This window comes from Vogesella indigofera (assembly GCF_028548395.1).
In the GTDB taxonomy this organism is placed as follows: domain Bacteria; phylum Pseudomonadota; class Gammaproteobacteria; order Burkholderiales; family Chromobacteriaceae; genus Vogesella; species Vogesella indigofera_A.
On sequence record NZ_JAQQLA010000004.1, the window covers coordinates 429,040 to 449,311 of the forward strand.

A 20,272-nucleotide genomic window follows, 5' to 3' on the forward strand; every position below is an offset into this window, starting at 1 on the left:
GCCTGACTGATAAAGCCTATCGTGCATCGTCCCACCTCCTGGCCTACCCGCCTGCTCCGCCTCGGCCGCCTCGGCATGCACTTGCTGCGCGGCCTGCTGGTGATCGCCACCCGCTACCCGCGCCTGTCGCAGCCGGCCCGCGCGGTGATCACCCAGCGCTGGTCGCGGCACCTGCTGCACATCCTGGCGATCAAGGTGCGCGTCCACGGCACGCCGCCGGCGGTCTACCCCCCCAACACCCTGGTGGTCGCCAACCACGTGTCGTGGCTGGACATCTTCGCGCTCAACAGCGTCACCGTATCGCGCTTCGTGGCCAAGAAGGAGCTGCGCGACTGGCCGCTGGCCGGCTTCCTGATCAAGAACGCCGGCACCCTGTTCATCGACCGCAACAACCGCCGCGACGCCAGCCGCGTCAACGAACAGCTGGCCAAGGCCTTGCAGGACGGCGGCTGCATGGCTGTGTTCCCTGAGGCCACCACCTCCGACGGCCGCAGCCTGCTGCCGTTCAAGGCCTCGCTGTTCGAGGCCTCGCGCCTGGCGCACGCCACGGTGCAGCCGGTAGCGATCCGCTACCTGACCCCCGGCGGCCACTACTGCGCCGCCGCCGCCTACGCCGGCGACACCAGCTTCTGGCAGAGCCTGTGCCTGATCCTGGCCAGCCGCGCCATGGTGGTGGAGCTGAGCTACACCGCCGCCATCCCGCCCTACGACACCGCGCTGGCCAGCCGCTTCCAGCTGTCGGAAACCGCACGCGACGCCATCCGCGACGCGCTGCAACTGCCGGCCGAGCCCGTCGCCGCCGAATAGCCGTCCAGGCCCTGCCCGGCAACACTTCACGCCGCCTGCATGGGGCATCACCGATGCTGCACCGCCACCATGCCAGCCTGCTAGCCGGCAAAAACCAATACGGAGATTCCCCAATAGGGTTTTCCGCGATGGGGAAATACCCAATGTTGGCGCCCTGCCTGCCTGCCGCATGATCCTCGCCAACACGCCAACACAGCGTGAGCGACCATCACGGCGCCAGACACAGGAGAGTGCACCATGCAGAAAAAACCGTTTTACAAGAGCCTGTATTTCCAGGTCATTGTCGCCATCGTACTGGGGGTCACCCTCGGCCACCTGATGCCGGAACTCGGCGCCAAGCTGAAACCGCTCGGTGACGGCTTCATCAAGCTGGTGAAGATGATGATCACACCTATCATCTTCTGCACCATCGTGGTCGGCATTGCCGGCATGGAAGACATGAAAAAGGTTGGCCGCGTCGGCGGCAAGGCGCTGCTGTACTTTGAAGTGGTGACCACGCTGGCACTGGCCATCGGCCTCTTGGTGGTGAACTTCGTGCAGCCGGGCAGCGGCATGAACATCGACCCGAGCACGCTGGATACCGGCGCCATCGCCAAGTACACCGAAAAGGCCGCCGGCCAGAGCACGGTGGACTTCCTGCTGCACATCATCCCGCAAAGCGCGATCGGTGCCTTTGCCGACGGCGAGATCCTGCAGGTACTGCTGTTCTCGGTGCTGTTCGGCGCCGGCCTGTCGCTGATGGGCGAGCAGGGCAAACCGGTACTGGGCTTCTTTGAAAAAGTGTCGCACGTGCTGTTCGCGATGATCGGCTTCATCATGAAGCTGGCCCCGATCGGTGCCTTCGGCGCGATGGCGTTCACCATCGGCAAATACGGCGTCGGCAGCCTGGTGCAGCTGGCCTCGCTGATGGGCACCTTCTACCTGACCTGCGTACTGTTCGTCGGTCTGGTGCTGGGCAGCATCGCCCGCTTCTACGGTTTCAGCGTGTGGAAGCTGATCAAGTACATCAAGGAAGAACTGCTGATCGTGCTGGGCACCTCGTCGTCGGAATCCGCGCTGCCGCGCCTGATGACCAAGCTGGAGCAGCTCGGCTGCGCCAAGCCGGTGGTGGGTCTGGTGGTACCGACCGGTTACTCGTTCAACCTCGACGGCACCTCGATCTACCTGACCATGGCGGCGATCTTCATCGCCCAGGCCTGCAATATCGACCTCACCCTGACGCAAGAGCTGACCATCCTCGGCGTGCTGCTGCTCACCTCCAAGGGCGCCGCCGGTGTCACCGGCTCCGGCTTCATCACCCTGGCCGCCACCCTGGCCGTGGTACCGGAAATCCCGGTCGCCGGCCTCGCGCTGATCCTCGGTATCGACCGCTTCATGTCCGAAGCCCGCGCCATCACCAACCTGATCGGCAACGCGGTGGCCACCGTGGTAGTTGCTAAGTGGGAAGATTCGCTGGACGTGGCGCAGATGCAGCGCGAGCTGGCCAACCCGACACCGATCAACCACGGTGCACCGGTAGAGGCGCCGCACCTGATCCGCGAAGTGTCGCAAGAGCTGAGCTGATCCCGCTCTCCGCCAACACAAAGCCCCTGTCGCAAGACAGGGGCTTTTTCATTGCCGACAACGTTGGCCGCAGCCGCCGGGGCTTACCTGCCCTTGCCGATCTCGCGGTAGGGCGGGCACGGCAGCGAGAACTGGGCGCGGTCTTCCAGCCGCACCGCGGTCAGGCTGCCGCCCCACAGGCAGCCGCTGTCGATGGCCAGCACGTCCTCGCTCAGCATCAGCCCCAGCGCCGACCAGTGGCCGCAGATGATCGGCGTATCCATGCTACGCCGCCCGTCGACCGCGAACCACGGCCGCAAGTGCGCCGGCGCACCGTCCAGCTCGCCCTTGTAGGACAGGTCCAGCTCGCCGTCGTTGTTGATGAAGCGCATCCGCGTCATCGCGTTGATGATCAGCCGCCAGCGGTCCATGCCCTTCAGCTCGCCGTGCCAGCGCGAGGGCTTGTTGCCGTACAGCTTGGCGAACAGCTTGCGGTAGTCCTTGCCCGACAGCTCGTCCTCCACCTCCTCGGCCAGCCGCAGCGCCTTGTTGATGCTCCACTCCGGCAGCAGGCCGGCGTGCACCATCGCGTAGCCCTGTTCGTAGATCATCAGCGGCTGGCAACGCAACCAGTCCAGCAGCAGCTTGCTGTCGGCGGCGTCCAGCACGTCGTTGATAGTGTCGTCGCTGTGAATCTTGCCGTAGCCCTCGGCCACCGCCAGCAGGTGCAGGTCGTGGTTGCCGAGCACGATCTGCGTGCAGTCCTGGTGCTCGAACACCCAGCGCAGCACCGCCAGCGATTCCGGGCCGCGGTTGACCAGGTCGCCGGTCAGCCACAGCGTATCGCGGCCGGGGTTGAATTCAATCTGGCGCAAGAGCGCCATAAAGGGCGTGAAGCAGCCCTGCAAATCGCCAATCGCGTAGGTGGCCATGTGTTGTTGTCCTGATTGATGAATGCGGCCAACCTTGGCCTGAGAGCCTGTTCACGATCTGCTGCGCTTCGTGAAACGTTACACGGTGAGTACGGCTTCGGCATGCTGGTTTATATCTGGATAAACGCCGCTTCCTCAGCCGTTTTCGCCTTGTCTCGCTCTAGCTCGCTAGATCGTGAACGCGCTCTGAGCCGTGCCGCAACGTCGCGCCCGCCGCGATTGCCACGGCAGCGCGCCGGCCGCCAATGATAAAGGAAAGCGCATGGCCGTATCGTGCCGCTGGCTCTACAATGCGCGTTGTCCATGAAAGATTGACGACACCTCATGTCCCTGCTGCAACTGAATCCGCCGCAACGCGCCGCCATCATGTCGCTGGACGGCCCGCTCTTGGTGCTGGCCGGCGCCGGCTCCGGCAAGACGCGGGTGATCACCCAGAAGATCGAGTACCTGATCCGCGAGGGCAATTACGACGCGCGCAACATCGCCGCCATCACCTTTACCAACAAGGCGGCGCGCGAGATGCTGGAGCGCGTCGGCAAGCTGATGAACAGCCGCGAGCTGAAGGGTATCACCGTGTCGACCTTCCACTCGCTGGGCATGCAATTGCTGCGCCAGGAGGCGCCGCACCTCGGCTACAAGCCGCAGTTCTCCATCCTCGACAGCTACGATGCCGCCAAGATCATCTCCGACGTGCTCAAGACCACGCACAAGGACGAGGTGCGCAAGGTGCAGAGCCGCATCTCGCTGTGGAAGAACGAGCTGCTCGGCCCCGACGCCGCCATCGTGCAGGCCGACAACGAGTTCGACCGCATCTGCGCGATGACCTACGCCAGCTACCAGACCACGCTCACCGCCTACCAGGCGATGGACTTCGACGACCTGATCCGCTTCCCGGTCGAGCTGTTCAACAGCAATGCCGAGGTGCTGCAGAAGTGGCAGCACAAGCTGCGCTACCTGCTGATCGACGAATACCAGGACACCAACACCTGCCAGTACCAGCTGGTGAAGCTGCTCACCGGCCAACGCGGCATGTTCACCGCGGTGGGCGACGACGACCAGTCGATCTACGCCTGGCGCGGCGCCAACATGGAAAACCTGCGCCTGCTGCAGCACGACTTCCCAAAACTCAAGGTCATCAAGCTGGAGCAGAACTACCGCTCCACCGCGCGCATCCTGCGTGCCGCCAACTCGGTGATCTCCAACAATCCCAAGCTGTTCGAGAAGCAGCTGTGGAGCGAACTGGGCCTGGGCGAGCCGATCCACGTGGTGCAGTGCAAGGACGAAGAACACGAGGCCGACGTGGTGGTGCAGCGCCTCCTGGCGCACAAGTTCGAGCACCGCACCGAGTTCAAGGACTACGCCATCCTCTATCGCGGCAACTACCAGGCACGCATCTTCGAGCAGGCACTGCGCAACCAGCGCATCCCCTACCAGATGGCCGGCGGGCAGAGCTTCTTCGACAAGCCGGAGATCAAGGACGTACTGTCCTACCTGCGCCTGATCGCCAACCCCAACGACGACCCGGCCTTCATCCGCGCGCTGACCACGCCCAAGCGCGGCGTCGGTGCCACCACGCTGGAACGGCTCGGCGCCTGGGCCGGCCAGCGCGGCAACAGCCTGTTCGCCGCCGCGCACGAGGAAGGCTTCCAGCTGCAGGTCGGCGCCGCGCAGCTGGCGCCATTGCAGGACTTCTGCCGCTTCATCGTCAACCTGGAATACCGCGCCACGCGCGAGCCGGCCGGTGAGCTGGTGATGGAAATGCTGAAGGCGATCGGCTTCGAAGCCTGGCTGTACGACAGCGAGGACAGCCAGCGCGCCGCGGAAGTGAAGTGGAAAAACGTGATGGACCTGGTGGCGTGGCTGCAGAAAAAGGGTGACGCCGACGGCAAGAACCTGATTGAGCTGTCACAGACCATCGCGCTGATCACCATGCTGGAAGGCCGCGACGAAGGCGAGGTCGATGCCGTCAAAATGTCCACTCTGCACGCGTCGAAAGGGCTGGAATACCCACACGTGTTCCTGATCGGCTGTGAGGAAGGCATCCTGCCGCACAGCGAATCGGTGGACAACGGCATGGTGGAGGAAGAACGGCGGCTGATGTACGTCGGCATCACCCGCGCCCAGCGCAGCCTGACGCTGACCTACTGCGTGAAGCGCCGCCGCGCCGGCGAGTGGCTGTTCGTCGAGCCGTCGCGCTTCATCGGCGAGATCAACGGCGACGACATCCGCCACTTCGGCAAACCCGGCGCCGAGCCCATCGTCAGCAAGCGCGAGGGCAAGAGCAAGCTGGCCAGCCTGATGGCCAGCCTCGACAGCAAGGTGCAGAAGCCGGAGGAGTGAGCGCCGCATTGCGGCCAACCCTGGCGGCTACTGCCAGCGGCGGATGCGCCAGCCGGTGCGGCCGACACGCCGGCACATCATGGGCGGTGGGCAATAAAAAACGCCGCGCAACAGCGCGACGTTTTGGATGACAACTGCCGGCAACTTACTTGGCGGCGTTGGTCAGGTATTCCACGGCAGCCTTGAATTCGGCATCGGAGCCGCTGTAGCCGCCCTTGGGTGGCATCGCGTTCAGGCCCTTGGTGGCGGAAGCCACCAGACCGTCCAGGCCCTTGGCCAGACGTGGCGCCCAGGCGGCCTTGTCGCCGAACTTCGGTGCGCCGGCCGCGCCGCTGTCATGGCAGGCCATGCACACGCTGGCGTACACCTTCTTGCCCACCACCGCCGGATCCGCCGCTGCGGCGCCTTCGGCACCACCCACTGGCGGCTCGGTGAACTGGCCGCCACCGGCGTTACCCATATAGGCCACCGCGCGTTTCAGCTCGTCGTCGGACAGGTCGGCTGCGCCACCCTTGGCCGGCATCGCGTTGAAGCCTTCCAGTGCGTGCTTGACCAGGGTATCCCAGCCCTGTGCCACGCGCGGACCCCAAGCACCGGCATCACCGAATTTCGGTGAGCCAGCCAGGCCGGTGCCGTGACAGGAAATGCAGATGCCGCTGTAAACCTGCTGGCCGGTGCGCATGCCCGGAGGCGCGTCGCTGGCCACGGATTCGCCGATCGGCTTGAGGCGGGCGGCAACGGCTTCCTTGCTCATCACTTCCGCATTGACATCAAAACCGCTGGTGGCCAGTTTCGCCAGCAACCAGATACCCACCACGACCAGTACGACGATACCGAGCAAGATCGTGACGATCTGGCCTGGCGCTTTGGTTTCGTTACTCATTCCAGCCTCGCTGTAATAATGTCATTCAAAAATTGGGGAAATTATACGGAAAGCCCCCGCACAAGGCAAAGGCGCCAGGAACTTTCCGGAAATCCGTGAAACCGGCAGTCACGACTGGACGCTGGGCGCCGCTTTGCGCTATGATCCGCCTGCTTTTTTGCGCAGCACCCGTAGCTCAGTTGGATAGAGTGTCAGTTTCCGAAGCTGAAGGTCAGTGGTTCGATCCCACTCGGGTGCGCCAATCCGCCGGATTATCCGGCATCCCGCCGCAGTGTTCTTTGCGGATTGTCAAAGCAGCCTCCTCGCTGCGTCTTCCCTCGCTGTCAGCTGCATTTATATACTCTGGGCATGTTCCGTGCGCAGGCAATCGCCGCGACTGTTGCACATGCACACGCCGGCACGCGCACCAGATGCCATCCTGCTGCAAATTCCTGTCCGCCGCGGCAAATCTCCGTAAGATGTCGCCTTCACGAAAACAGGCAGGAGATGTCATGCAGTTGCAAGCCGTTACCGCCGCACTCGAACAGATCGTGTGCTACGACAAGACTGGTTATGCCCCGCTCGAACTCGCAGGTCAGCGTATCGGCTGTGTCAACGACATCTGGCGCGAACGCCTGCTGGCGCAGGAGGCGGCGATCTTCCGCGAGGAAAACGGCGTGCTGAAGGCGCTGGATGACGAGGCCGACTTTGCCGCGCGCAGCGCCACCCTTGCCGCCGCCGCGCTGCGCTGGCGCGATGCCGGCTGGCTCAACGGCTGGCGCGACGAAAAATTCACCGCCTACTTCACCGACGGCACGCCGGCGTTCGAGATGGAGCGCGCCGCGTTCCGCCCGCTGGGGCTGACCAGCCGCGCGGTGCACCTCAACGGCCTGCAGCGCATGGTCGACGGCGAGATCCGCATGTGGGTCGGCCGCCGCAGCCCGTTCAAGGACGTGGCCCCCAACCGCCTCGACAACCTGATGGGCGGCGGCATCGCCGCCGGCGAGAGCATCCAGATCGCGCTGGAGCGCGAGGGCTGGGAAGAGGCTGGCATTCCGCCGACCCGGCTGGAACTGCTGCCGCAGACCGCGCTGCTGCTGGCCGAGCGCCCGGTGCCGCGCGGCCTGCACCGTGAATGGCTGTACGTGTTCGACCTGTGGCTGAAGGAAGGCGAAATCCCGCAGAACCAGGACGGCGAAGTCGCCGAGCACGTGCTGATGCCGCTGGCGGAAGTGGAACAGCACCTGGTCAACGGCCAGTTCATGAGCGATGCCGCGCTGACCGCCATCGACTGCCTGGCGCGGCTGGGCTACTGGGGCGAAGATGCCGCGCTGCACACGCTGCTGGCCGGCGTGCGCGGCGTGCCCGGCACCGACACCGCCGGCCGCTGAGAGCGTGTTCACGCTCTGCCGCGCTTCGTGACGTTGCGCGGTGAGTACGGCTTCAGCATGCGTGTCTGAAGCGGGATAAACGCCCTTTCTCAGCCGTTTTCGCCTTGTCTCGTACTCACCCGCGAGAGCGTGAGCACACTTCAAGCCGGCAAAGCTTGGCCGCGACCGTTGCGGCCAACCTTTGCCGCTGCCGCGACGGATGGATTTTTGCTACAGTGACCTTCTTTCCCCGTAGCCAAGCCGCCGCGTCATGACCGCCTTTACCAGCTGCAACCCTGCCTCCGGCGAGGTGGTGTACACCCGCCCCGCCCTGTCCGCCGATTCCCTGCCGCCACAACTGGCCGCGCTGCGCCGCGCGCAGCACGCGTGGTCGCACCTCGCGACCGCCGAACGCGCCGCGCGCCTGCTGCTGCTGGCCGACCAGCTGGCAGCCAGCCGTCATGCGCTGGCGGCCCTGGTGTCGCTGGAAGTGGGCAAGCTGGAGCGCGAATGCCTGGCCGAGATCGACAAGTCGGTGCAGCTGATCCGCTACTACGCCGACCTGGCGCCGACGCTGCTGGCCAGCAAGGACATCGCCACCGGCGCCAGCAAGAGCGGCGTCGCCTTCGAGCCGCTGGGCATCGTGCTGGCGATCATGCCGTGGAACTACCCGATCTGGCAGGTGCTGCGCTTTGCGGTGCCGGCGCTGATGTCCGGCAACGCCTGCCTGGTGAAGCCGGCGCCGTCGGTGCCGCAGTGCAGCGCGCTGCTGCTGGACATCGTGCGTCGCGCCGGGCTGGCGGTGCTGGACGTGGCGTGGATCGACCACGAGGCGGTCGACGACGCCATCCGCGGCTGCGACGCGGTGGCCTTCACCGGCTCCACCACCACCGGGCGCCAGATCGCCGCCATGGCCGGCCGCCACCTGAAAAAGACGGTGCTGGAGCTGGGCGGCAGCAACCCGTTCATCGTGCTGGCCGACGCCGATGTCGAGGCCGCCGCCAGCGAGGCCGCGCACTCGCGCTTTCGCGACGCCGGCCAGAGTTGCAACGCCGCCAAGCGCATGATCGTGGTGCCGGAGATCGCCGATGATTTTGTCGCCGCGTTCCTGGAACACGTCCGCGCGCTGGTGCCTGGCCATCCGGCCGACGCTGCCACTACGCTGGCGCCGCTGACCCGTGCCGACCTGCGCGAGGCGCTGCACGCGCAGGTGCTGGACGCGCTCGGCCACGGCGCGCAGCTGCTGGCCGGCGGCATCATGCCGCACGGCGCCGGCTTCTACTACCCGGCCACGGTGCTGGACCACGTCAACAACGACTGCCGCATCTACCACGAGGAAGTATTCGGCCCGGTGGCCAGCATCCTGCGTGCGGCCAACGTCGACGACGCCATCCGCCTCGCCAATGACACCCCGTTCGGCCTCGGCGCCACCATCTTCAGCGCCGACACCGAGCAGGCGTGGCGGCTGGGGCGCGAGATCGAGGCCGGCGCGGTGTTCATCAACCGCTATACCAGCTCCGACCTGCGCCTGCCCTTCGGCGGCGTCAAGGCCTCCGGTTACGGCCGCGAGCTGTCCGAGTTCGGCCTCTACGAATTCGTCAACGTGAAAACCTACTGGCAAAAATAACGCCCGTGGCGGCTGCGGCCTGCAACAAATTCGCCATGCGCCGGTCGCATAGTGCTTGTTGCCTTCATTCCGTGGACCGCCATGCTGCCTCACCGCTCCCGCCCCGCCCGCACCCGCCGGGCGCGCACCCTCCCTGCCCCGCTGACGCACGCCACCCTGGGCGAAGCCGTCGGCCGCCACCCGCGCCAGCAGTTGCGCTGGCTCGGGCTGCTGGCACTGCCGCTGCTGTTGCCGCTGACCGTACCCGGCATGGCCACCAGCGTCGGCGCGCTGTGCCTGCTGCTGGCCGGCGGCCTGCTGCTGGCACGGCCGGTGGCGCTGCCGGCGTGGCTGGCGCAACGCCGCCTGCCGCCGGCGCTGGACGAGCGCCTGCAACGGCTGCTGGCACGGTTCAACCAGCGCCTGCTGACGCGCAGCCGGCCGCGACTGTTGCGGCTCAGCTCGCCGCGCTACCGCCATCTCAATGGTGGCATGCTGGCGCTGGCCGGGCTGTCGATGATGGTGCCGGTGCCGGTGATCTCCTTCGACAACATGGTGCCCGCCGCCGCGGTGGCGCTGCTGGCGTGGGGACTGCGGCTGCGCGACGGCGCGCTGCTGCTGGCCGGCTATGTCGCCACCATGCTGGCGTGGGCCTATGTCGCGCTGTTGTGGTGGGCCGGCGCCGAGATCCTGGCCTGGGGCTACCGCCTGCTGCGCGGCAGCTGGCCGGATTAAATGTCATGCCCCCGATCCTGCGTGGCGCCGCCTCGCCATACGACTGTTCCTGTCGGCGTCGGCGCGCCCGGACGCAGGGATGCGGCGAGCGGTTGCCAGCAGCGCCAGGCCGCCACTTGCGCGTATCATCGGGGGCTTGAGCGGGCAGCGCCCGTCTGGCACAGGATTCCCTCATGAGCAGTCTCCTCCTCTACGGCAACCGTCTGTCCGGCCACAGCTACAAGATCAGGCTGGCGCTGGTGCTGGGCAAGGTCGCACACCAATACCGCAACGTTGCGCTGTCCACGCCGCGCGCAGAGCGCCCGGCCGAATTCCGCGCCGCCAGCCGCTGGGACGAGGTGCCGGCACTGGTGGTCGACGGCGTGGCGATGGTGCAGTCCAACGCCATCCTGCAGTGGCTGGCGGAGAGCCAGGGCGTGCTCGCCGGCCAGCCCGGCGAGCGCCAGGCGCTGCGCGAATGGCTGAACTGGGAGAGCAACCGCATCGGCCTGTCGCTGCCCAATCTGCGCTACGCGCGCCGGTTTGAGTCGCAGCCGGCGGCCGTCGAAGCCTGGCTGGAACAGCGCTGCCGCGCCGACCTCGACGTGCTCGACGCGCAACTGGCGACGCAGGACTACCTGCTCGCCGGCGGCCTGTCGGTTGCCGACCTGTCGGCCTGCGCCTACCTGTGGTGGGCGGCCGACGCCGGCATCGACCTGCAAGCCTGGCCGCAGGTCGGCGCCTGGCTGGCGCGCATCGCCGCCCAGCCAGGCTGGCAGCATCCGGACGTACTGCTGGCGCCGGAGCGCGGGCACTGACATGAGCGCACCGCAGCGCATCTGGCTGGCCCGCGCCGCACCGGCCAAACCAGCGCTCGGCGCCGCCTGCAACGGCTGCGGCGTGTGCTGCGCGGCCGCGCCCTGCCCGCTGTCCCGCCTGCTGCTGCGTCACCGTGACGGCACCTGCCCGGCACTGCGCTGGCAGGCCGCGGCCGCGCGCTACCACTGCGGCCTGCTCACCGCCCCCACCCACTACCTGCGCTGGCTACCCGCCGTCGCCGTGCCGCTGTTCGCGCCGCTGGCGCGACGCTACCTGGCCATCGGCGCCGGCTGCGACTCCGACACCAGCGCCGAACCGGAAACCACGTCATGACCGATCTGCTTGCACCGCTGGCCGCCATTGTCGGCGCCGCCAACCTGCTGACCACGCCGCACGACATCGCGCCCTTCATTACCGACTACCGCGGCCGCTACCACGGCGCGCCGCTGGCGGTGGCGCTGCCGGGCAGCAGCGACGAAGTGGCGGCGCTGGTGCGCTTCTGCGCCGCCCACCGCATCGCCATCGTGCCGCAGGGCGGCAACACCTCCACCTGCGGCGCGGCGACGCCGGACGACAGCGGCCGGCAGCTGGTGATCGCGCTGCGGCGGTTGAACCGCATCCGCGCCCTCGACGCGGCCAACCAGACCATCACCGTCGAGGCCGGCTGCACGCTGGCGGCGGTGCAGGCGGCGGCGGCCGGCGCCGGGCTGCTGTTCCCGCTGTCACTGGCCAGCGAAGGCAGCTGCCAGATCGGCGGCAACCTGTCCACCAACGCCGGCGGCCTCGCCGTGCTGCGCTTCGGCACCATGCGCGAGCTGACGCTGGGGCTGGAGGTGATACTGCCGGACGGGCAGCGGCTGGACGCGCTGACCGCGCTGCGCAAGGACACCAGCGGCCTAGACGTGAAGCAGCTGTTCATCGGCGCCGAGGGCCAGCTCGGGCTGATCACCGCCGCCACGCTGAAGCTGTTTCCGCAGCCGTCCGCGCACGCCACCGCGCTGCTCGGTGTCGCCAGCGCCGAGGCCGCCATCGCCACCCTCAACGCGCTGCAGGCGGCGTTCGGCGACCGGCTAACCAGCTTCGAGATGATGTCCGAGGTGTGCCAGCAGCTGGTGGCCAAGTACCAGCCGGGCGCGCTGCCGTTCCAGGCGCCGTGGGCGCTACTGGTCGAGCTGTCCGACAGCGGCGACAACACCAGTCTGCAGGAGCGGCTGCTGCAGTGGCTGGCCGCGCGCGGCCTCGGCGACGGCGTGCTGGCGCAGAACGACAGCGAACGCGCGCGACTGTGGCAGCTGCGCGAACAGATGTCGGAGCTGCAAAAGCGCGACGGCCCCAGCATCAAGCACGACATCGGCGTGCCGACCTCGGCGATCCCGGCCTTTCTCGACGCCTGCGGCGCGGCGCTGCAGGCCGCCTTCCCCGGCGTGCGCATCGTCGCCTTCGGCCACGCCGGCGACGGCAACCTGCACTACAACATCAGCCACACCCGCCCCGGCAATGCCGAGCTGTTTGCCGACGAGAACGCGGTCAACGCCATCGTCTACGAACAGGTCCACCGCCTGCGCGGCACACTGGCGGCCGAGCACGGCGTCGGCCAGCTCAAGGGCCACTGGCTGCAGCGCTACAAGGACCCGGCGGCGCTGGCGGTGATGCGCGCGGTGAAGCAGGCGCTCGATCCGCAGCGCATCATGAACCCGGGCAAGTGGCTGTAGCGCAGCCCTCTCGCCCCCCAAACGATGCGGCCAACCTTGTCTCAAGGTTGGCCGCAAGCGCATCAACTATGCATTTGTATTTCTATAAAAAACAATGGCATGGCAATACAAAACAACCATAATCCTGCAACAAAAGCCCTCAAGAACAACTGCGCCGCGCCGATAAGGGATCATCCCTTGCCACCAGCATCGCTCTGCGAGATCGCGCTTCGTGCAAATCAATACCAATACGCTGGCCATGCATGCACAGCGGCAACTAGAAAAGTCGAGCAACAGCCTGACGCGGACCCTGGCGCGGCTGTCTTCCGGCCTGCGCATCAACAGCGCGATGGACGACGCCGCCGGCCAGGCCAGCGCCAGCCGCATGGATGCGAAAATCCGCGGCGAGCGCCAGGGCCTGCGCAACGTCACCGACAACGCCTCGATGCTGCAGGTCACCGAAGGCGCGCTGGCCAAGGTCAGCGACATGCTGCAGCGCATGCGCGAGCTGTCGGTGCAGGCCGCCAACGGCACGCTGAGCAGCCCCGACCGGCAGGCACTGCAGGCGGAAGCCAACCAGCTGCTGCAGGGCATAGACCAGATCGGGCGCGAGACCGAATTCAACGGCCAGCAGGTGTTTTCGCAATCCACCACCAGCCTCGGCGGCGATACCGACAAGCGCGCGGTGATGGACGGCCTGCAGCTGGGCTGGCTGGAGGCGTCGGAGCGCCGCATCAAGCAGTTCTACGGTATCCAGGGCGACGGTGCCACCATGACGGTGAACCTGAATCCGGGCACCCCAGGCGGCACGCTGGCCTCGGTCAGCTACACCGGCACCGATGGCGGCGGCAGGATGCTCGGCGTGGCGCTCAATGTCGAGATGGCCGACTTCACGCCCGCCAACCTGCCCAACGGCGGCAGCGCCCCGTTCTACAACGACCGCGTGATCGCCCACGAGATGGTGCACGCGGTGATGGGACGCAGCATGAACATCACCACGCTGCCGACCTGGTTCATGGAGGGCACCGCCGAATTCATCCACGGCGCCGACGAGCGGCTGGCCGGTGACGTAGCGGCGGCCGGCAGCGCCGCCGCTCTGGTCGGCGGCACCGCTCTTGGCGCGTGGGCCAGCGACTCGGCCCACTATTCGGTCGCCTACGCCGCCACCCGCTACCTGCACCAGCAGGTGAAACAGGCCGGCGGCAGCGGCATCAAGGACGTGATACAAGCGCTGAATGGCGGCGCCACCCTCGATGCCGCCATCAACAGCGCCACCAAGGGCAACCTGGCCACTAGCGCCGCCTTCATCGCCTCATGGAACACCAATGGCGCCGCCTTCATCGGCAGCATGGACCTGAGCAATACCGACACCGGCGCCGTCGGCGGCGCCGATGCCGACGGCGGCACGATCCTGACCGCAGAAACGGCGCTGGACGACAACAACGCCTCGCTGTCCGGCGCCAACGTGCTGCAGGGCTTCAAGCTGGACTTCCCCGACATCGCCGGTGCCACCGGGCAGAACTTCTTCACCGTGCAAAGCGGCAGCAATGCCGGCGACACGCTGCAAGGCTCGGTCGGCGCGGTGAACGTGGCCTCGCTCGGGTTGCAGGATCTCGATCTCGACAAGCTGGCCAAGTTTGCCATCTTCCACCTCGACCAGGCGCTGGATTACGTCTCGCAGGAGCGGGCCAAGATCGGCGGCATGATGTCGCGGCTGGACAGTGCCAGCCAGAACCTGCAGAGCTCGACCGAGAACGCCAGCACCGCGCGCTCGCGCATCCTGGACGCCGACTACGCGCAGGAAACCGCCAACCAGACGCGGCAAAGCGTGCTGCAGCAGGCCGGCACCGCGATGCTGGCGCAGGCCAACAGCCAGAGCCAGAACGTGCTACGGCTGTTGCAAGTCTAAGCCCAACAAAACCCCTGTTCCTGCGTTGCGTCGTCGCTGTACGGTCTGCGGTGGCGCGCCAAGGCTCAAGGACGCTGCGGGCTGTTGTTGCCAACGCCAGGCACGTGCCGCCCACGTGCGAATGCGCGGCAGCGCCCCCCCAAAAACAATGCGGCCAACCTTGTCTCAAGGTTGCCCGCATTGGCGTATTCGGTGCGGGTGCCACGACCGGCCGGTCACGGCGAGCAGGCAAAAAAAATCCCCTGAGGGTTTCCACAGGGGCCAACACGAGGAAGAAACACCACACCGGCACGGGGCCGACGGATGCTTCGAGGGGCTAACACCACAAAAACCTTTCGGCTTGAGTGCAGCGCACAATTTAAGGCAATTGCTCTAATTTGTCCACTGCTTTATCAGGGGCTTAGCAGTTACTTGCGCTCTCGCGAGCCAAAGTCAGGCACGGCGAATGTCGCCAAAAAAGCGCCGTCGATGCCGATATCAATACGCACGTTTTGGCCAAGTCCACCGCAGGATCACCCACTGATATCTGGTCGCAACAGATCGTGAACAGGTTCTTGGCGACGAGCACGCCGTGACCGGCGGATCGGCGCCTCAATCGCGCACCGGACGTTTGGCCAGCATGCGCTGCACGCTGCGGCGGTGCATGTTCAGTGCGCGGGCGGTGGCGGAGACATTGCCGTCGTGTTCGGCCAGCACCCGCTGCAGGTGTTCCCAGCTGACACGCTTCAGCGACATCGGTGCGGCGGGCAGTGCGCGCTCCGGGTCCGCCGCCACCGTGCCGAGCGCGGCGAGGATTTCGTCGGCGCTGGCCGGCTTGGCCAGGTAGTTGACCGCGCCCAGCTTCACCGCCTCCACCGCGGTGGCGATGCTGGCGTAGCCGGTCAGCACCAGCAGCCGTGCCTGCGGTGCCGCGGCCAGCAGTTGTGGCAGCAGGCGCAGGCCGCTGTCGCCGTCAAGATTGAGGTCGAGGATGATCGCCTGTGGCGCACTGGCCACTTCCTGCAACGCGCCGGCAACGTTGGCCGCATGGCGTACAGCATGGCCGCGGCGCTGCAGGCTGCGCGCCAGCATCGCGGCGAACACCGCGTCGTCCTCCACCAGCAGGATGTCCATCATGCCTCGCCCTCCAGCGGCAGCCGCAGCGTGGCGCATACGCCACCGGCGGCATCGTTTTCCAGCCGCAACTCACCCCCCAGATGCGACAGCGTCACGTGCGACAGCATCACGCCAAGACCGAGGCCGGCCGGCTTGTCGCTGTCCAGCGGCGCCAGCCCGGCGCGTGCCAGCTGCGCGTCGCTAAGGCGGCCGCGACGGTTGCGGATGCGCAGTTGCAGCTGCCCGGCGGCGATGGCGGCGCTGAGCTCCACCTCGCCGCCCCCGGCATCCGCCGCATTGTTGAGCAGGTTGCACAGCGCCGGCCAGAAGCGCGGGTCCGGCGCCATCAGCGGCCCGCCGTACAGCAGGCCGTCGCGCTGCAGCCGCACCCCCGGCCGCGTCGCCTGCCAGCCCTGCAGCTGCTGCGCCAGCGCATCGCCGATCGGCTGCGGCGGTGGCCGGCTTTCGGCGCCGGCCTTCAGCTGTACCAGCGCCTGGCGGCACAGCGCCAGCTGCTGCCGCATCAGCTGCAGATCGGGCTGCAGCGCGGCATCGGCGGCGTGGCTGGCGCACAGCTCGTCGCACAGCAGGGTCAGCGTGTTGAGCGGCGTCGACAGGCTATGCGCGGTGCCGGCCGCCTGCACGCCCAGCGCCACCAGCTGCTCGTCGCGCAGCTGCGCCTCGCGCGCCTGCGCCAGCGCCGCCTCGCGCTGCGCCAGTTGCCGCGCCAGCGACGACACGAAGGTGGTCAGCAACAGCACCGACACCGCGAAGGTCAGCCACATGCCGACCAGATGCAGACGGAAGGCGTAGGCGGCATCGTCGCCGGCCAGCGGCCACGACAGGTGCCAGCCAAACAGCAGCGCGTAGCCGCCCAGGCTCAGCAGTGCCAGCAGCCACGCCTGGCGCGGCGGCAACAGCAATGCCGCCAGCAGCACCGGCGGCAGGTACAGCGAGGCCAGCGGGTTGGCGGCGCCGCCGCTGAAGGCCAGCACCTCGGAGAGCACCAGCACGTCACCGAACAGACCCAGCGCCAGCTGCGAGCGTGGCGGCAGCGGCCAGTGCCGCAGCGCGAAGTTGAGCAGCGCCAGCGTCGCCAGCGCCTGCGCCAGCAGCAGCCACGGCAGCCGCAGCGCCAGCAATGCGGCCAGTGCCAGCGCCAGCAACGCCGCGCCCAGCATCAGCCAGCGCAGGCGGCGCACCGCCTGCGCCACCTGGCCGAGGTTGGCCGCAAACAGCGCCGGAAAAGTGGAAGTCATCATGGCGGCTACTTTAGCATCGCCGTCGCCGCGCGCGGCAGGCTGCGACGATTTGTCGCAGCGGCCGGTCCCGCCTTTTGCCGGGCACAGGCTTGACAGAAAAAAAACGGGCGGCTAATATGCGCCGCTCTTGTCGGGGGGATTCCCGAGCGGTCAAAGGGATCAGACTGTAAATCTGACGGCTCAGCCTTCGAAGGTTCGAATCCTTCTCCCCCCACCACAAGACTCATCAAAGCCCTGCGCCCCGCGTCAGGGCTTTTTTGTTTGCCGGCGCCACCAGCCCGCGGCCGCAAAAAAAGCCGCCCGCTGCTGCGGACGGCCACTTCCAGTTCGCCGGCGAAGACGCCTCCCCGCCACTTCTGACTATAGCCAATGGCCGGCGGCAGCGGAATGCGGCATCTTGTCGCAGCCTGTCCTGTCCCGCCGTACTCAGCCCAGCCGCGCCAGCACCGCATCGCAAAACGCCGCCGTACTCGCGTCCCCGCCGAGATCGGGCGTGGCGATGCCGTCGGCCAGCGTGCGCCGTACCGCCTGCTCCAGCGTTGCGGCCAAGGTTGGCCGCGCCCACCAGTGGCGCAACAGCAGCGCCAGCGACAGCAGCGCCGCCACCGGGTTGGCGATGCCACGGCCGGCGATGTCCGGTGCCGAGCCGTGCACCGGCTCGGCAATCGCCGCCTCGGCACCCAGGTTCAGCGACGCCGCCACCCCCAGCCCGCCGCCGAACGCTGCCGCCAGATCGGACAGGATGTCGCCGTACAGATTGGGCGCCAGCAGCACGTCGAAAGCTTGCGGCGCCTGCGCCAGCTTCAGCGCGGCGGTGTCGACCAGCAGCTCGTCCACCGCGATCTGCGGATAGGCACTGGCCACTTCGCGCGCAGCGTCGCGGAACAGGCCGTCGGTGAGCGGCATGATGTTGGCCTTGTGCACGATGGTCACACGCCGGCGGCCACCGTCCTGCGCCAGGCGGAACGCCGTTTCGGCGACGCGGCGCGAAGCGGCACGGGTGATGCGCTTGATGGCGGTGGCGGTATCGCCGTCGGACTGTTCCTCGCCGACGTAGAGGTCTTCGGTGTTCTCGCGCACGATCAAGAGGTCGATGCCCCCGGTCGCGCCGCTGCCGGGCAGGCTCAGGGTTGGCCGCACATTGGCGTGGCAACCCAGCTCGCGCCGCAGCTGCACGATGGGCGAGCGGTAACCGGTCACTGGATACGCCGGCGAGCTGACCGCGCCGAACAGCACCGCACCGCAGTCGCGCGCCGCCGCCAGCGTGGCCGCCGGCAGTGCCGTGCCCTGCTGCCGGAAGGTGTCCCAGCCGGCCTCGGCCTCAATGATCTGCACCGCCGGTAGCAGCCGGCGCAAGACCCGTACCACCTGCGGCACCACTTCGCGGCCGATGCCATCGCCGCTGATCACGCATAGTTTCATCTTCTGCTCCCGCTCTGTGTCGTCTGCTTGTTGTTGCATGGCAACATATCGCGCCGCCCGGCACAGGGCAAGTGGCGCCGCCACAGCGGCCGGCAAGCGCGCCACAGCGGGCTATTCGAGAACGGATATCATTCTATCCCCTGATATAAATCAAAAAAGCAATAAAGACAGAACCTTTACATCCAAGCAGTTATTTGGAAGTCGGGTTAGAATACGCGCTTGTTGAATTTGCCCGTTTGATAAAGACGACACTCATGGCTACTCTTTCCTCCGAAACCGTCCTGTCCGTTCATCACTGGAACGACACCCTGTTCAGCTTCACCTGCACCCGCGATCCGGGTCTGCGTTTCATCAACGGCCAGTTCGTGATGATCGGTCTGGAAGTGAACGGCAAACCGCTGATCCGTGCCTACTCGGTGGCCAGCGCCAACTGGGAAGAGCACCTTGAGTTCTACTCGATCAAGGTGCCGAACGGCCCGCTGACCTCGCGTCTGCAGAACATTCAGCCGGGCGACAAGGTGGTGATCTCCGGCAAGCCGACCGGCACTCTGGTGCAGGACAACCTGCTGCCGGACGCCAAGAACCTGTACCTGCTGTCCACCGGCACCGGCCTCGCCCCGTTCATGTCCATCATCAAGGACCCGGACGTGTACGACCGCTACGAAAAAATCGTGCTGATCCACGGCGTACGCTGGGTCAGCGAGCTGGGCTACCAGGACTACATCACCAAGGAACTGGCCGAGCACGAGTTCCTGGGCGAGATGATCCGCGAAAAGCTGATCTACTACCCGACCGTGACGCGCGAACCGTTCCGCAACCAGGGCCGTCTGACCGACCTGATCCTCAACGGCAAGCTGGCCAGCGACATCGGCCTGCCGCAGCTGAATCCGCAGACCGACCGCGCCCTGCTGTGCGGCAGCCCGGCGATGCTGGAAGACACCTGCAAAATGCTGGACAGCCTCGGCTTTGTCGAATCGCCACGCATGGGCGAACCAGGCCACTACGCCATCGAACGCGCCTTCGTCGAAAAATAAGGTCCGCCGTGCCGCTTGCGGCCAGCCTGTCACACCCCGCCGCGTGCGGGGTGTTTTGCTTTTGGCGCCCACCCCGCATGTATTGGCGCGCCGGACATGGCGTGGTGCCCGGCCGTGCCCTTCAGCGGCCCCGGCAGCCATGAGCGTGCCGATTGTGGATAACTTGCAGCGCAGGCCCGCCGCTGTGGATAAGCCGGTGCACGCGGCAAACCCCGCCATGCGACCGCCGGACGGGCGCGGGTAAACGGGTAAACGGGTAAACGGGTAAACGGGTAAACGGGTAAACGGGTAAACGGGTAAACGGGTAAACGGGTAAACGGCGGCAGGATAAGGAAGCCGTGCGGCCAACCTTGGGCGTTTTAACAGCGGCGTGGGCGGCGCTGTGCGGTGCGCCATACACCGGTGCCGGTATACGGCAAGACGGGAAAGACGGCGCGGAAACGACAACGGCCCGCCAGACTGTTCTGGCGGGCCGCAGAATACGCGAAAGCCAGTTATCACGAGGATAACTGGCTTTCATGTTGGTCGGAGTACAAGGATTCGAACCTTGGACCTCCTGCTCCCAAAGCAGGCGCACTACCGGGCTGTGCTACACTCCGTCACTTCCGAAGAAGTGGAGCAAATTATAAGTAACGCTCCCCGTCCTGTCAAGCCATTCTCCGAGAAAAAATACGGCCACGCCATTCAGCGCCGCGAGCGCTCCCGCGCGCGCAACAGGAAGCGGTCCAGCACCGGGGTGCAGTCGAGCAGGTGCGCGGCGCCGGGCTGCGGGTGGTAGATGCGGGCAGAGAGTCCGATTTTCAGTGGTGTCGTCATGCGGCCAACCTTTCACGCTCAGGATGCTGGCGGCCAGTCCGTCAGCCTGTA

Annotated in this window: 17 protein-coding genes and 3 tRNA genes; 13 read left to right on the top strand and 7 right to left on the bottom strand. The window is 66.7% G+C overall.

The genetic code is table 11. The features are described from left to right. The first annotated feature begins 21 nt into the window (after positions 1–21). Positions 22–807: a lysophospholipid acyltransferase family protein gene (locus PQU89_RS07750; protein ID WP_272765320.1), complete on the top strand. Its 786-nt coding sequence runs from the start codon at positions 22–24 to the stop codon at positions 805–807. A 237-nt stretch (positions 808–1,044) separates the two neighbouring features. Next, positions 1,045–2,370, top strand: coding sequence for a dicarboxylate/amino acid:cation symporter (locus PQU89_RS07755; protein ID WP_272765321.1), 1,326 nt, complete (start codon positions 1,045–1,047; stop codon positions 2,368–2,370). 83 nt (positions 2,371–2,453) lie between these two features. Here the strand turns inward: PQU89_RS07755 and PQU89_RS07760 are convergent, their stop codons facing one another. Beyond that, a complete protein-coding gene (locus tag PQU89_RS07760; protein ID WP_272765322.1) occupies positions 2,454–3,281 on the bottom strand; it encodes a symmetrical bis(5'-nucleosyl)-tetraphosphatase in 828 nt (275 codons plus the stop codon). Positions 3,282–3,605: 324 nt separating this feature from the next. On the opposite strand from PQU89_RS07760, the gene PQU89_RS07765 reads away from it, so the two are divergent. Next, positions 3,606–5,621: a UvrD-helicase domain-containing protein gene (locus PQU89_RS07765; RefSeq protein WP_272765323.1), complete on the top strand. Its 2,016-nt coding sequence runs from the start codon at positions 3,606–3,608 to the stop codon at positions 5,619–5,621. 145 nt (positions 5,622–5,766) lie between these two features. On the opposite strand, the gene PQU89_RS07770 is transcribed toward PQU89_RS07765, so the two are convergent. After that, positions 5,767–6,504: a c-type cytochrome gene (locus PQU89_RS07770; RefSeq protein WP_272765324.1), complete on the bottom strand. Its 738-nt coding sequence runs from the start codon at positions 6,502–6,504 to the stop codon at positions 5,767–5,769. Between the two features lie 164 nt (positions 6,505–6,668). On the opposite strand from PQU89_RS07770, the gene PQU89_RS07775 reads away from it, so the two are divergent. The 8 genes from PQU89_RS07775 to PQU89_RS07810 all read left to right on the top strand — a co-directional run bounded on the left by PQU89_RS07775 (position 6,669) and on the right by PQU89_RS07810 (position 14,592). Continuing rightward, positions 6,669–6,745: transfer RNA gene (locus tag PQU89_RS07775), tRNA-Arg, on the top strand. A gap of 250 nt (positions 6,746–6,995) precedes the next feature. Next, the gene (locus PQU89_RS07780) at positions 6,996–7,874 is read left to right on the top strand and encodes an NUDIX hydrolase (protein ID WP_272765325.1); all 879 of its coding nucleotides are present in this window, start codon (positions 6,996–6,998) and stop codon (positions 7,872–7,874) included. Positions 7,875–8,124: 250 nt separating this feature from the next. Then, the gene (locus PQU89_RS07785) at positions 8,125–9,480 is read left to right on the top strand and encodes an aldehyde dehydrogenase family protein (protein ID WP_272765326.1); all 1,356 of its coding nucleotides are present in this window, start codon (positions 8,125–8,127) and stop codon (positions 9,478–9,480) included. 81 nt (positions 9,481–9,561) lie between these two features. Then, positions 9,562–10,194 (top strand): exopolysaccharide biosynthesis protein, encoded by a 633-nt coding sequence (locus PQU89_RS07790; protein WP_272765327.1) that lies wholly within the window; start codon positions 9,562–9,564, stop codon positions 10,192–10,194. 173 nt (positions 10,195–10,367) lie between these two features. After that, positions 10,368–10,991, top strand: coding sequence for a glutathione S-transferase family protein (locus PQU89_RS07795; protein WP_272765328.1), 624 nt, complete (start codon positions 10,368–10,370; stop codon positions 10,989–10,991). A gap of 1 nt (position 10,992) precedes the next feature. Beyond that, positions 10,993–11,325 (top strand): hypothetical protein, encoded by a 333-nt coding sequence (locus PQU89_RS07800; RefSeq protein ID WP_272765329.1) that lies wholly within the window; start codon positions 10,993–10,995, stop codon positions 11,323–11,325. Beyond that, the gene (locus PQU89_RS07805) at positions 11,322–12,704 is read left to right on the top strand and encodes an FAD-binding oxidoreductase (RefSeq protein WP_272765330.1); all 1,383 of its coding nucleotides are present in this window, start codon (positions 11,322–11,324) and stop codon (positions 12,702–12,704) included. Before PQU89_RS07800 ends, PQU89_RS07805 begins: the two co-directional genes overlap by 4 nt. A gap of 211 nt (positions 12,705–12,915) precedes the next feature. Then, positions 12,916–14,592, top strand: coding sequence for a flagellinolysin (locus PQU89_RS07810; RefSeq protein ID WP_272765331.1), 1,677 nt, complete (start codon positions 12,916–12,918; stop codon positions 14,590–14,592). A 591-nt stretch (positions 14,593–15,183) separates the two neighbouring features. Here PQU89_RS07810 and PQU89_RS07815 read toward each other — a convergent pair. Further along, positions 15,184–15,708, bottom strand: coding sequence for a response regulator transcription factor (locus PQU89_RS07815; RefSeq protein WP_272765332.1), 525 nt, complete (start codon positions 15,706–15,708; stop codon positions 15,184–15,186). After that, complete coding sequence (locus PQU89_RS07820; RefSeq protein ID WP_272765333.1) at positions 15,705–16,949, bottom strand: ATP-binding protein; 1,245 nt, start codon at positions 16,947–16,949, stop codon at positions 15,705–15,707. Before PQU89_RS07820 ends, PQU89_RS07815 begins: the two co-directional genes overlap by 4 nt. 132 nt (positions 16,950–17,081) lie before the next feature. On the opposite strand from PQU89_RS07820, the gene PQU89_RS07825 reads away from it, so the two are divergent. Further along, positions 17,082–17,166: transfer RNA gene (locus PQU89_RS07825), tRNA-Tyr, on the top strand. 209 nt (positions 17,167–17,375) lie between these two features. Here the strand turns inward: PQU89_RS07825 and PQU89_RS07830 are convergent. Beyond that, positions 17,376–18,371, bottom strand: a complete 996-nt coding sequence (locus PQU89_RS07830; RefSeq protein WP_272765334.1) for an isocitrate/isopropylmalate dehydrogenase family protein — start codon at positions 18,369–18,371, stop codon at positions 17,376–17,378. A gap of 254 nt (positions 18,372–18,625) precedes the next feature. Between PQU89_RS07830 and PQU89_RS07835 the strand changes: the two genes are divergently transcribed. After that, positions 18,626–19,405 carry a ferredoxin--NADP reductase gene (locus PQU89_RS07835; RefSeq protein WP_272765335.1) on the top strand — a complete coding sequence of 260 codons (780 nt, stop codon included), beginning with the start codon at positions 18,626–18,628 and terminating at the stop codon, positions 19,403–19,405. A gap of 522 nt (positions 19,406–19,927) precedes the next feature. Here PQU89_RS07835 and PQU89_RS07840 read toward each other — a convergent pair. Further along, positions 19,928–20,004: transfer RNA gene (locus tag PQU89_RS07840), tRNA-Pro, on the bottom strand. Between the two features lie 85 nt (positions 20,005–20,089). Then, positions 20,090–20,221: a hypothetical protein gene (locus tag PQU89_RS07845; protein ID WP_272765336.1), complete on the bottom strand. Its 132-nt coding sequence runs from the start codon at positions 20,219–20,221 to the stop codon at positions 20,090–20,092. Positions 20,222–20,272 lie beyond the last annotated feature (51 nt).